Annotated in this window: 12 protein-coding genes; 2 read left to right on the top strand and 10 right to left on the bottom strand. The window is 65.0% G+C overall.

Annotated elements, in window-relative coordinates; all coding sequences use genetic code 11:
• Positions 1–2: 2 nt before the first annotated feature.
• Positions 3–665 carry a biliverdin-producing heme oxygenase gene (locus HZF03_RS07540; protein WP_119019443.1) on the top strand — a complete coding sequence of 221 codons (663 nt, stop codon included), beginning with the start codon at positions 3–5 and terminating at the stop codon, positions 663–665.
• Between the two features lie 43 nt (positions 666–708).
• Here the strand turns inward: HZF03_RS07540 and HZF03_RS07535 are convergent, their stop codons facing one another.
• Together HZF03_RS07535 and ppsR (HZF03_RS07530) are read right to left on the bottom strand one after the other, a co-directional pair.
• Positions 709–2,904 carry a GAF domain-containing protein gene (locus HZF03_RS07535; protein WP_119019444.1) on the bottom strand — a complete coding sequence of 732 codons (2,196 nt, stop codon included), beginning with the start codon at positions 2,902–2,904 and terminating at the stop codon, positions 709–711.
• On the bottom strand, positions 2,905–4,299 hold the full coding sequence (ppsR, locus tag HZF03_RS07530) for a transcriptional regulator PpsR (protein ID WP_119019445.1): 1,395 nt from the start codon (positions 4,297–4,299) through the stop codon (positions 2,905–2,907).
• 321 nt (positions 4,300–4,620) lie between these two features.
• Between ppsR (HZF03_RS07530) and HZF03_RS07525 the strand changes: the two genes are divergently transcribed.
• Positions 4,621–5,040 carry a c-type cytochrome gene (locus tag HZF03_RS07525; protein WP_011157096.1) on the top strand — a complete coding sequence of 140 codons (420 nt, stop codon included), beginning with the start codon at positions 4,621–4,623 and terminating at the stop codon, positions 5,038–5,040.
• A gap of 124 nt (positions 5,041–5,164) precedes the next feature.
• Here the strand turns inward: HZF03_RS07525 and HZF03_RS07520 are convergent, their stop codons facing one another.
• The 8 genes from HZF03_RS07520 to pufL form a co-directional block, all read right to left on the bottom strand.
• Positions 5,165–5,437, bottom strand: coding sequence for a hypothetical protein (locus HZF03_RS07520; protein WP_012495151.1), 273 nt, complete (start codon positions 5,435–5,437; stop codon positions 5,165–5,167).
• Between the two features lie 36 nt (positions 5,438–5,473).
• Complete coding sequence (locus tag HZF03_RS07515) at positions 5,474–5,938, bottom strand: TspO/MBR family protein (protein WP_011157094.1); 465 nt, start codon at positions 5,936–5,938, stop codon at positions 5,474–5,476.
• A 19-nt stretch (positions 5,939–5,957) separates the two neighbouring features.
• Positions 5,958–7,163 carry a geranylgeranyl diphosphate reductase gene (locus HZF03_RS07510; RefSeq protein ID WP_011157093.1) on the bottom strand — a complete coding sequence of 402 codons (1,206 nt, stop codon included), beginning with the start codon at positions 7,161–7,163 and terminating at the stop codon, positions 5,958–5,960.
• A 1-nt stretch (position 7,164) separates the two neighbouring features.
• Positions 7,165–8,481, bottom strand: coding sequence for a BCD family MFS transporter (locus HZF03_RS07505; protein ID WP_119019446.1), 1,317 nt, complete (start codon positions 8,479–8,481; stop codon positions 7,165–7,167).
• Positions 8,482–8,483: 2 nt separating this feature from the next.
• Positions 8,484–9,377, bottom strand: coding sequence for a chlorophyll synthase ChlG (gene chlG / locus HZF03_RS07500; RefSeq protein WP_011157091.1), 894 nt, complete (start codon positions 9,375–9,377; stop codon positions 8,484–8,486).
• A complete protein-coding gene (gene ppsR, locus HZF03_RS07495) occupies positions 9,370–10,803 on the bottom strand; it encodes a transcriptional regulator PpsR (protein ID WP_104512183.1) in 1,434 nt (477 codons plus the stop codon). Before ppsR (HZF03_RS07495) ends, chlG begins: the two co-directional genes overlap by 8 nt.
• Before the next feature lie 285 nt (positions 10,804–11,088).
• Positions 11,089–12,012 (bottom strand): photosynthetic reaction center subunit M, encoded by a 924-nt coding sequence (gene pufM, locus HZF03_RS07490; RefSeq protein WP_011157089.1) that lies wholly within the window; start codon positions 12,010–12,012, stop codon positions 11,089–11,091.
• Positions 12,013–12,039: 27 nt separating this feature from the next.
• On the bottom strand, positions 12,040–12,873 hold the full coding sequence (pufL, locus tag HZF03_RS07485; RefSeq protein ID WP_011157088.1) for a photosynthetic reaction center subunit L: 834 nt from the start codon (positions 12,871–12,873) through the stop codon (positions 12,040–12,042).
• Positions 12,874–12,883: the final 10 nt, after the last annotated feature.

Here is a 12,883-nt window from a genome sequence, read left to right as displayed (position 1 = left end):
GTATGGTGGTGGAAGCAGCGAAACGCGGCGCGGACAGTGTCGTCACCGCGTTGTATGTGCGGACCCGACAGCTGCATCTCGAAGCCGAGAAATCGGGCATCCTCTCCGAGATTTTGCACGGCACCGCAGGGCGCGACGGCTACACGCTGCTGCTGCGCAATCTACATCCGGCCTATCGGGCGATCGAAGCCGGCATCGAGCGACACCGCGACAATCCGATCCTGGCGCCGCTCGCCGCGCATCCGCTGGCACGCACGCCGGCGATCGAATCCGACCTCGCCGCGCTTGCCGGTGCGGATTGGCACGAGCGGCTGCCGGTGCTGCCGGCTGCCGAAGCCTATGCAGAGCGGATCGCGGAGGTGAGCGAAGGCGACGGCAGCCGCCTGATCGCGCACGCCTACACCCGCTATCTCGGCGACCTCAACGGCGGACAGATCGTGCGTCGGCTGCTGGAGAAGACCATGCAGCTCAGTGCCGGCGAACTCGCCCACTACGACTTTTCGGCAATCGGTGATCCGGCGACGTTGAAGACCGACTATCGCGAGGCGCTGGAGCGGGCCGGTGCTGCGGCTCCCGATGCGGCGGCGGTGATCGAGGAAGGCGCGGTGGCGTTCACCTGCAACATCGCACTGTCGGTCGCGGTGCAGCAGCATCTCGACGCCTAACCAGTCTCTGCGCTTGCCGCGCCTGCGGCTGAGAGACGCAGCGCTACTTCTTGTTCTGCGAGCCATTGCTCGAGCTGTCGCTGCCGGCCGTGCGCGCCGCGTGCTGCACCAGATGGCCGAGCACTTCGGCGGTGCGCAGCATCGACTGGCGGACGCCTTCGAGCAGCTCGGCGATGCGTCCGGTCTCGACGCCGTAAGTAATTTCCAATGCGGCAAGCTGCGCGTTCTCGACCAGCGCGGACAGCAGCTTCTCGTGCAACAGGTCGGACTTGGAGTCGAGCCGCACGCCGGGACGTGCGCTGGCGAGAATACCTTCCTGGAAACGCGTGCGTGCGGCATCTGCGGTGCGACGATCGGTAGCGTCGCTGAAGATCAGCACGAAGCCGAGCGACTGGTCCTCCGTCCGCGTCACCGGATCGGCGCGCACTGCCAGCGGCAACGGGCGGTTGCCGGCGCCGCGCAGCAGAACTTCGCCGCGCCACCCGCGTCCGTGATCGATCAGTTCGGCGACGTTGCGCAGGAAATCGTTCGATTCGACGAAGAACCCGGCGAGATCGTCGAGATGGACGGCGGATGGCGAACCCGCCGGCAACATGTCGCGGAATGAGTCGTTCATCAGCAGGATGCGGCCTTCGGCGTCGGTGATCAGCACCGGCTGCATCGAAGCGTGCACCTGGGACGAAAACTGTTCGTACTGTTCGCGGGCGATCAGTGTCCGCACCGCGCGGAATTGCAGCACGATGTCGGCGACGGTCTGACCGATGGTGCGAGCCGCGGCGAGATCGGCGGCCGTCCACGGATCGGACGTGCCTTCGACAACCTGATGCCATTTGGCGAAGGAGCGCCGCGGCGACAGATCCGCCGGTGTATCGCCCATCGTGAACGGCTTCTTCGGATCGCCGCCCCAGGTAACGGTGTGGATGCGCTCGGGGCGGAACCACATCAGAAACTCGCCGCGATGATCCGAAATCGGCGCCGCGACCACGCCGCTCGCCATCCGCGTCAGATGCGCGAGCTCCGGCACGTCGAGACCGAGCGACGCGGTCGAGGTCACCGCCGCGCGCGGCTGGCGATCGAGCCACCCGGCGATCTCGCGCACATCCTGCGTGGAAGGCACGTCGCCGATGGTCCTGATCTGGTCTTCGTACACCAGCGCGCAACCGGCGGCGTGCAGCGGCTGCAGGATCGATTGGCTGGTGTCGAAAATCGCTGCGCGCCAATCGCCTTCACGGGTGATCGCTTCGATCATGCGCTGTTCGAGCCGCTGCACGAACAGCTCCGACTGGCTCTGCGCGAAGCTCTCAAGCGCGGTGATCCGCGTCGCGATCGCTTCGGCGAGCAGCTCGCAGATCGCCCGCAGCTCGAAATGGATGAAGCGCGGCAGATAATGGTGACAGGCAACCAGGCCCCACAGCTTGCCGCCGACCACCAGCGACACCACCAGGGTGGCGCGCACGCCCATGTTCTTCAGGTACTGCAGATGGATCGGCGACATCGAGCGCAGGAAGCAGCCCGACATGTCGAGATCGCGCCCGGTCAGCGGCGACAGCCGCGGCTCCAGCGGCACCGGCTGATAGCTGACGTCGACCAGCACGCGGACGCGCTGCCGCTCGTACAGCCGCCGCGCCATCTGCGGAATGTCCGACGACGGATAGCGGTTGCCGAAATAGGATTCGAGCCCGGGCACGTGGCGCTCGGAGAACACTTCGCCGTGGCCCTGCTCGTCGAAGCGATACACCATCACCCGGTCGTAGCCGGTGCACTGCTGAAACAGCAGCGCGGTGTCATCGCACAGCGCGCGCAGCGAGCCCGCCGTGCGGATCCGCTCCAGCGCCGGCGCCAGCGTGCCGGACAGATCGATCGGCGGGCCGGCACGTTCGAGCTCGATGATCAGCCCGCCTTCCGGAGGCCGATGCATCAGACCGTCGTACTCCGTGGAGGGATTGCCGATCCGGCAGCGCACCGCGACCGGCATGCCTTCGGCGGTGGGATCGAGATGCGGCAGGATCTTGATCAACAGATCGCCGTCGATCTCGGCGAGCGGAACGCCGAGCACGCTTCCGAGATTCAGAAATTCCGCGGCGTTGGCGCTGGCCTGGATGATGCGATGATCCGGCTCGCTGACGACCAGAAGCGCGCCATGCGGCTGGATCGAGCCGGCGAGGTGGATCTCTTCACGTTCGCAATTCGAAAGATCGGCGGTCCCGAATGCGGGGCTGCCAGAGGCATGACCTGCCACTCAATCCTCTGCGTCGTCTGAGGCGCCCTCTGCACCGTCGGCAGCAGAAGCAACGACACCTTTGTCGTCGAAGCCGTAGCGGTTGAGTTTTGCATAAAGGCTCTGCCGGCTCAATCCGAGCAGTTCGGCAGTTGCCGTGCGATTGCCCTTGGATCGCAACAGCGCTTCCTTCACGTAGTGCTGCTCGACAATGCTCACGGCGTTCTTCACCAGCTTGCGCAGCGAGGATCGCCCGAGCTGCTTGCTGATCGGGCCGAGCGCCTGACGCAAGGCATCGTGGTCGTCCGCAGCGTCGAGGCGTCGCGCGACATTGCGCATCAGAACGCCGATGTATTGGTCGTCCTCGCCGTCGACGGCCGAGACCTCGACTTCAGTCTCGGTGCCGAGCTCGCCGCGGATCGTCGTCTGGAACAGCCGCACCGTCTTGTAGCGCCGCAGCAGCGTCAGCAAGCTGGACAGATCGGCGCCCGGACGGCCCATCCAGCCGCCCAGCGATCGTCCGACCGCCGCAGGCTTGGAGCCGATCTGCACCAGATCGAGAAACGCCTGGTTGGCGTGACGAACGACGCCTTCAGAATCCAGTGCGACGAACCCGTCCGGAATGCGATCGATCAGCCCGCGCAGCACGGCATCATCGTCGACGTCGTCGATCGCGGGAGTCGTGGTCACCGGGGTGAAATGCAGCAGGAAAACCTGGCGACGCTCGGACGACATCAGCGAACCGCGCAGCATCCAGGCGCGGTCGTAACGGCCGAGATGAACGAGGACGCTGAGTGCGGTGCCGCGCTGGCGCACCTGGGCCAGCATGTCGCGCACCGCATCGCGATCGGCAGCCGCCACTTCGGCGAGGAAATCGCGCCCCGCAAGGTCGTCATTGCCGCGCTCGACGCGGCTGATCGCATTCACCGCCGCCCGGTTGGCTTCGACGATGCGCATGTCGCCGGCGGAGACGATCATCACCGCATCGGCGGCGGCGTCGAACACCAGGCGGTAGCGAGTCTCCAATTCACGCAACCGCCAATAGTCGCGCTCCATCGCCTGCTGCGCAGCGATCAGCCGGGAATGCAGCTCGGTGACCGCCTGCATGTTCTTGCCGACCGCGATCATGCCGGTGCGATCGCCCAGCAGCATCGTGGTGAATTCGATCGGGATTTCGACGCCGCTCGGGAAAGGCTGATTGATCTGGCGGAAAGCCGAGATGCCGCTGCGGCGAGCGTCTTCGACCATGCGGCGAACCTTGTCGCCGCCTTCGGCGCCCGCGATGTCGCTCCAGCGACGCCCCAGCCAACCGTCCACGCTCTCGGCCGCCATCGTCGGAGACAGGGTGGCTTCGCGAATCACACCCTCCATATCGAGCAGAAGGGTGATGTCGGCATGAACGGACTTTGACGCCATGAGCTCCGCTCGCACACGACGGGGCGTCAATACGACGCATTGTCCAGAACACCGCCGTGCTCCCAAGGACTTATTCAGGTTACGCACCCTTGACAAGGGTCGGTTGCAGCCTGGGAACGGAAAATTAGCCGAATTGTCTAACCGGTAATATAATTTCGACAGATCAACGTCATCTAGCACAATCGCATCGAACGATCGGTGTCCAACCGTGTTAGAACGACTTTACAGAACCGATCAGAACGGGTTTGGATGCGACTGTTTGTCGTGGCCTACGAGGCCCGGGGTCGCTTGACGCCAAGACGGGTTCTTAAGGAGAGAGACGTGGTCAAAAAACTTCTCACAATTCTCAGCATCGCCGCTACCGCCGGATCTCTGTCGATCGGCACTGCCTCGGCCCAGGACGCCAAGGCGGGTGAGGCGGTGTTCAAACAGTGCATGACCTGCCACCGCGCCGACAAGAACATGGTCGGTCCGGCTCTGGGCGGCGTCGTCGGTCGTAAGGCCGGTACCGCGGCTGGCTTCACCTATTCGCCGCTGAACCACAATTCGGGTGAAGCGGGTCTGGTCTGGACCGCCGACAACATCATCAACTACCTGAACGATCCGAACGCGTTCCTGAAGAAGTTCCTGACCGATAAGGGTAAGGCTGATCAGGCGGTCGGCGTCACCAAGATGACCTTCAAGCTCGCCAACGAGCAGCAGCGTAAGGACGTGGTCGCCTATCTGGCCACCCTCAAGTAAGTCGCTCCGATTTACTGACGCTTGAAAATCACAAGGGCTTCGGTTCGCCAGAACCGAAGCCCTTCGTGTTTGGGAAGCTCTCTGCCCGCGCCGGGAACGCTCGTGGCCGCGCCCTGCCCGGTCTTCAGCGCCAGCGGCGCAGCACGTCGACCAGATGCGCACCGCCTGCAGCCAGCAGGCACAGCGTCGGCACCATCCAGCCCGCGCCGGCGAGCACGGCGCGCAGCGCCAGCAGCATCAGCGCGCCGGAGATCATGCCCGGCAGGAAATCGGCCGGCGCAATGCCGCGCTTGCGCCACAGCCAGTAGCCGATCACCCCGATCGCCTCGACGAGCAGGAAGATCAGCACCGCGTCGACCACGGTGCCGCTGGCGAACAGTTCGGACATCATCTGCATGGCAGTTCTCGATGCGACCGCAGCATCGCCGCGCGTTCAGAACGGCGTGTTCAGCGCGACCACGGTCCAGTTGAGGTAGGCGGCGAACGTCACCCAGACCAGATACGGCAGCAGGTAGTAGCTCGCGGTGCGGGCGCTGCGCCAGAACACCACGACGCCGGCCAGCACCGACAGCCACAGCAGCGGCACTTCGAGCAGCGCCCAGTCCGGCCGCCGCACCGTGAAGAACAGCATGCTCCACAGCACGTTGAAGAAGCCGTTGGCGGCGAACAGGCCGATCACCCAGTCGCGCTGCGCGCGGGTGCGGGCGCCGCGCCAGGCGTACACCGCCGACATCGCGGCGAGCGCGAAGATCACCGTCCAGGCCGGACCGAACGCCCAGTCCGGCGGCTGCCACCACGGTTTCACCAGGCTTTGGTACCAAGTCCCGGTGTCGGTCAGCGAGCCGCCGAGCAGACCAACGAAGATTGCGACGGCGGCCGCAACAAAGATCGGATTCACAAGCCACCGCCTGCAGGTATCAGACCGAAGCCAGCCCCGTCATGTGGGCCAGGTTCTTGAAGAAGATCCGGACGTGGGCGATCGGTTTCGCCCGGACCAGCTTTTTGTTCATGTAGGCGTCCCACGTCAACTTCTGCACGTCGCGATCGCGGCAGATGCTGACGAATTGTTCGCGGCGCTTGTCGTTGGCGTACCAATACCACTGCATCAGGCCGAGGATCCGGAACACCGAACCGTTGCCGCGCATGAAGCGCTTGCGCGCCAGCTTCAGCGCCTTGGCGTCGGCGGTCTGCAGGAATTCCTCGACCGCTTCGGCGGCGAGCCGGCCGCCGAGCAGCGCGTAGTAGATGCCCTCGCCCGAGGCCGGCGCGACCACGCCCGCGGCATCGCCGGCGAGCAGCACGCTGTGGCCGTCGTCCCAGCGCGGCAGCGGATGCAGCGGGATCGGCGCGCCTTCCTTGCGGATGGTCTCGACCTCGTCGAGTCCGGTCTGCTTGCGCAGCTCCGCGACCGAATCGCGCAGCGAGAAGCCCTTGTGCATCGAGCCGGTGCCGACGCTGACCGTATTGCCGTGCGGGAACACCCAGCCGTAGAAATCCGGCGAGACGTGGCCCTGGTAGTACACGTCGCAGCGGCGGCTTTCATAGGCGGCCTTCTGCTCCGCCGTCGGCGCCTTGATGATCTCGTGATAGGCGAACACGAACGGCACGCGGTCGGCATCCTTCAGGAACTGCCGCGCCACGCCGGACACCGCACCATCGGCGCCGATGATCGCACGGCAGCGCACCGTCTGGTCGATCATCGACCCGTCGGGGCCGCGCCCTTCATAGTGCACGGTGTTGACGCCGGACTCGTCGCGGCTGAACCGCTTGAACAGGCCGGTGCGCCGTTCGGCGCCGACGGTCGCGGCGCGCTGGCGCAGCCACTCGTCGAAATGCTCGCGGTCGACCATGCCGACGAAGCCGCCGTCGATCGGCATGTCGACTTCGACATTGCTCGGCGACACCATCCGCGCGGCGTTGATCTTGGCGACCAGCATGCTGTCGGGAATCGCGAAATCGCGGATCGCGCGCGGCGGGATCGCGCCGCCGCATGGCTTGATGCGGCCGGCACGGTCGAGCAGCACCACCCGCTTGCCGGCGCGCGCCAGATCGCACGCCGCAGTAGCGCCGGCAGGGCCGCCGCCGACGACAACGACATCATAAATTGCGGAGCTATCACTCATTTCAACCTCCGGCGACTGCTGCATTGGTCAAATCAACGTCACGACGATTTTGCGCGCGATGCACCCACACAGCCATCGCGGCCGACACCACAAACAAACCAGCTTCCGCGGCGAACACCGCCGCGTAGGACAAAGCGGGCGCCCCCAGCACCAGGCGCGCCAGATCGCTCGCCAGCGTGCCGATGAAGCCGCCGATGCCGAACGCGATCGCCTGCGCGGCGCCCCACAGTCCCATCCGCACGCCTTCGCGATGCTCGCCGCCGGCGCCGACCAATTCCATCATCGAGCCGATCGCCGCGACCGCGTAGGCGCCGTTAGTGACGCCGAGCATGAACACGGTGCTACGCAGCGGCCAGCTCGGGCCGACGATCGCGGCCGACGACAGCCCGAGCAGCGCGATCGCCGATGCGATACAGCCGCCGATCGTCCAGATCTGCAGATTGCCGCGCGTTTTCGGGAACAGCGCGCCGATGATCGGCACCATCGCCATGCCGATCAGCGTGCCGCCGTGCTGCACGCTCGACAGCTTGGTGGTCTCGCCCGGCGTGAAGCCGAACACCGCACCGGCAAACGGCTCCAGGATCAGATCCTGCGCGCTATAGGCGAGCATCGACACGAACACGAAGATCGCGAACCGCCGCGCCTGCGGCTCGTGCCAGACCTCGAGGAAGGCCTTGCGGAACGAGCCCTTCGGCGCAGCCGCGGGCGCCGCGACCGCGGCGCGGCCTTCGACGCCCCACACACCCGCGAAGGTCAGCACCATCGCGATCAGCGACACGCCGCCTGACACCGCGATCAGGCGCTGCGGCGAGAACGGGTCGAGCAACTGGCCGGCGATCGCGGTGGTGACGATGAAGCCTGCGATCATCATCACCCAGACGATCGTGGCCGCCGCCGCGCGGCGTTTCTCGTCAGTGCGCTTGGCCAGCAGCACCAGCAGCGAAGTGCCGGCCGCGCCGACGCCGCCGCCGATCAGACAGAACGCGACGATCGCGAGCGCCGTCCCGAACAGCGGTTGCACCGTCATCCAGGCGGTGGCGACCGCAGCCAGGAAGCCGCCGAGCGCCAGCACCGCCATGCCGCCGATGATCCACGGCGTGCGGCGCGAGCCGCGATCCGAACCGTGGCCCCAGGCGGGACGGAAGACCTGCAGCGCGTAGTGAATCGCGACCAGCGCGCCGGGCAGCATCGCCGGCAGCGCCAGCTCCACCACCATCACCCGGTTCAGCGTCGAGGTGGTCAGCACCACGATCGCACCGAGGCCGGTCTGCACCAGCCCCATCCGAATAATGCCGAGCCACGACAGCGGTCGCATCATGATCAAGCTGCTCCGAACGATGAAACGGCGACGGCGCTGGCCATCATGCCGGAAACATACAGCGCGACGCCGAGGCCCGAGAACCAGGTGGCGCGCTCGACCGGCGAGCGCAGAAACCGCACCATCAAGGCGAGCTGGACGGCGAGCACGAAGCCGACGATGCCGGCCTGGATCGGCCGATCCCACGACAGCAGCAGCGCCACCACGATCACCTGCGGGATCGCCATCACGGCACAGAGCACCCGCGCGGCGTTGTCGACGCCGAGCTTGACCGGCAGCGAGCCGACGCCGGTCTTGATGTCGCCTTCGATCGACTTGAAGTCGTTGAGCGTCATGATGCCGTGAGCGCCGGCGCTGTAGAGCAGCGCGAGCGTGACGATCCACCACGGCGGCAGGCCGCCGAGCATCACCGCGGCGCCGGTGAACCACGCGAAGCCCTCATAGGTGATCGCGCAGGCACCGTTGCCGAGCCAGCCGTTCTGCTTCAGGCGGAACGGCGGCATCGAATACATCCAGGCCAGCACCAGGCCGAGCACAGCGGCGCCGAACACCCAGGCGCCGAGCTGGCTGGCGACCAGCAGCGAGGCCGCGGTCCACAGGAACGACAGATACAGGCCCCAGCGACCCGGAATGCGGCCCGACGGAATCGGACGGTTCGGTTCGTTGATGGCGTCGACGTCGCGATCGAACCAGTCGTTGACGACCTGGCTAGTGGCGACCAGCAGCGGGCCGCACAGCACGATGCCGGCAATCACTTCCACCCAGCGCGACGAGATCGGCACGCCGGACGACACCACGCCGCAGCCGAACGCCCACATCGGCGGAAACCAGGTGATCGGGTGCAGCACCTCGAGCACCGCCGAGGGCGCTGGACGCACGGCCACACTGTTACTCATCGGCTCCGTCTCCTTCCGGCGCATGTTCCGCCAGACCGTACCGGCGCAATTTCACGTAGAGGCTCTGGCGGCTCAGTCCGAGCATATCCGCAGCCGAAGCGCGATTGTCGCCGGTCAATTCCAGCGCCGCCTCGATCGACAATTTTTCGATCACGTCGGTGGTCTCGCGGACGAGGTCGCGCAACGGAACCCGGCCGATCAGTTCGGTGAGCTGCGCCACCGAGCGCGGCAGTTCGCGCTTCGACGTCGCCGCCGTGGTCAGCCGCTTCTCGACATTGCGGATCGCAAAGCCGAAGCAAGGCTTGTCGTCACTATCCTTGAGGGCGACCGCCGAAACTTCGACTTCGGCGACCGCGCCGTACTCGCCGCGAAGTACGGTGGCGAACAGTTTGATCGTCCCGCTCTGGCGCAGATTGGCGAGCGCCACCGACAGGTCGACGCCGGTGCGGCCGAGCCAGCGATCGAGCAGCTCGCCGCGCGCCTGCTCGGCGCTGCCGAGCTGCGCCATCTCCAGGAACGCCAGATTGGCGCGGACCACCCGGCCGTCATATTGCGTAATCACCAGCGCATCGGCGGCGGATTCGAAATAGTTGAGCAGCAGCGACGCGGTCTTGGCGCTGCCGGCCTCGGGCGGCGCGCCGTGCGACGCCAGCCGCACCAGATACAGCGATGCGTTTTCCTGGCGGAACAGCGACGCCGACAACTCACATTCGCGGCGGCCATCGGCCAGCTTGATTCGGGCGCGTCCGTCGCGGCCGGTGGAGCGCACATCGGCGAACAGGTTCAACACAGTCTGCTGATCGGCGCCGTCGACGAATCCAATCACCGGCGCATTCAACGCCTCGGGCGCGCTGGTATCGAACATGGCCAGCGTCGCCGGATTGGCGTCGACGATCAGTTCACTCGCCGCATCCACGATCATCACCGCTTCAGAAGACACCTGGAACAACAGCCGATATCGCGTCTCGGCGTGCCGCAGCCGGATGTAGTCGCGCTCCATCGATTGCTGCGCGTTGATTAGCCGCTGCTGCATCATGGCGAGTTGACGCAGATCACGCCCTACCACCAACAGGCGATCGTCTCGCCCAAAGTTGATCGCGGAATACAGCACGGGAATGTCTTCGCCGTTCGGCGAAGGATGGTTGACCTGCCGCCAGGTCGGGGCGTCGCGCACGGTGGCGTCGAGCAGCAATTCGCGGATCTTCGGCTGGGTATCAGAGGTGACGATGTCAACGAGCCGCGCGCCGAGCCAACGGCTCTGGCCGTCCAGCTCGTGGGCCAGTTCCTCTCTAGTAAACGCTACGTCCCGGATCACACCCTGCGGATCGACCACCAGCGCGACATCGGTCGCAGCGGCGATCAGCTTCGCGGCAGATTGTGCACCGAGATCCCCCAGCGACTCCTTCGGAGATTTGAACACTTGCACCAGGGCAAATATCCTCCAGCAAGAACTCGTCCCTCCACTCCGGCGTCTGCGTCCTTACAAGTTCAGCCCTATTGTTTGAAGTCTTCTCAGGCTTTGTTTGTTGGCCTCTCAGGCGGAGTTGGAGGCGCTTCGTTTACAGCAGGTCGCTTCCCTCGTCATCAGCTAGCGGTACAAAAGAACCGCCCGCCTCTGCCTTTCTCGGGAGCCGAAAGCAGCAACGCGCGCCTGATTGGATTTATACCATCAGGCGCGCGCATCATTCGTTCAGATAGACGTGCGGTTGTATTACCGCGGCGGCGCCAGGCCGTGCTTCACGCCCCAATCGAACCAGTTGTCAACAACCGGACCGGTCAGGATGATGCCGATGGCACCGGTCAGCGGGCAGAGCACCGCGAACCACCAAGCCCAACGATGGATCGATTCGGCCGTCGCGTTGAAGCCCATCGTCCAGCGCCAGAACAGAGCAGCGCGTTCAAGTGCAGTACCACGGTCCAGCATCTGCTCGATTTCGCGCTCGCCACCGTAGCGGCTCACAGCGAGGATGGTCGCACCATGCATGGCGAACAGCAGGGCCGAGCCATACAGGAAGGCGATCGAGAGACAGTGGAAGGGGTTGTAGTACAGGTTACCGTACTTGATCGAGAAGTTGTTGGTCCAGTCCAGGTGCGGGAAGACGCCGAACGGCGGTGCTTCACTCCAGGAGCCCATCAGCAGCGGCTGAATGAAGCCGAGCGCCAGGTACAGCAGGATCGCGGAAGCGAACGCCCACGACACGTGGGTGCCCATCCCGAGCGCCCGCGAGCGCCGATAGGTGCGAACCCACCACAGGGCGATCGAGACGGTCAGGAAGAACCCGGCCATCAGCCACCAGCCACCTTCCTTCAGCGGCGGAATGGTCAGACCGTATTCCGGCTTCGGCGGTTCGAGTGCCAGCCAGCAGAACTGGCGCAGGAACTCGATCGGGCTCCAGTCCACCGACGCCAACATGTTGAGGCCGATGATCTCGATCGCGACGAACCCGCAGAGCAAGGAGCACACACCGGTGAACCCGAGATAGACAGGGCCAACCTGCGCGTCACCGATTTTGCCGAGCCAGTAGTTGAAGGTCGTCTGCGTTTCGCGAGGAGAGCTGCCGGGACGTAGCGGCACCCCCGCATAGGCAGGTCCTTCAACCTGGACCTGCGTAAAGATGTTCTGGTATTGGGCCATGACAAGACTCTCTTGTGACCGGTTGAATTACGGATTCCAGATCGGCAGGTTGCGCCACCAATTCCACCAATCGGGCCACGAACCACCTTCCGCCAGCACCGGACCGCTGATGATCATGCAGACCGCGCTGAAGAACACAGCCGACAACGCCAGGAACAAACCGAGGCGGTGAATGCCGATGGTACCAATCGAGTAGCCGACGAGATCACGAAACACGGTGTTCTCATGTTCCGGAGACTTCACAGGTTCGCCACGGTCGGGATTGAGCGCCGACAACACCAGGCCGCCATGCAGCGCGAGCGCCAGACAGGTGGTGAAGAAGAACGTGATCGCGATCATGTGCGCGGGATTGTAGTGGAACTGGCCGTAGGAGTAGCCGGTGTTCGACACCCAATCGAGATGCGTAAAGATGCCGTAGGGGAAGCCGTAGCTCCAGGAGCCCATCAGGACCGGACGGATCACCACCAGCGTAACGTAAGCGAAGATCGCGAAGCTGAAGGCGAACGGAACGTGGAAGCCAATGCCGAGCTTGCGGCAGATTTCGACCTCACGCAGCGCCCAGGTGACGAACGCGCCAGTCGCGCAGATGCTCACCCACTGCCAAATGCCGCCCTCGGCGAGCGGCGCAAATCCCAGACCGTACTTCGCGTCCGGCGGGTTGACGCTGATCTGCCAGAGATTCCAGGTGGGGCCGAGCGCGGTATTCCACGCGATCAGCGCGATGCCGATCAGCGCGAAGAACACGGTCATCACCCCGAAGATCCCAACGTAGAACGGGCCAACCCAAAAATCGAACAGGTCGCCCCCGATTAGCGTTCCGCCACGAACGCGGTATTTCTTCTCAAAGCTGAGCATTGCCATCGATCGTTCC

The organism is Rhodopseudomonas palustris (assembly GCF_013415845.1).
Classification (GTDB): domain Bacteria; phylum Pseudomonadota; class Alphaproteobacteria; order Rhizobiales; family Xanthobacteraceae; genus Rhodopseudomonas; species Rhodopseudomonas palustris_F.
This window is presented reverse-complemented; position numbering and strand designations above follow the sequence as displayed.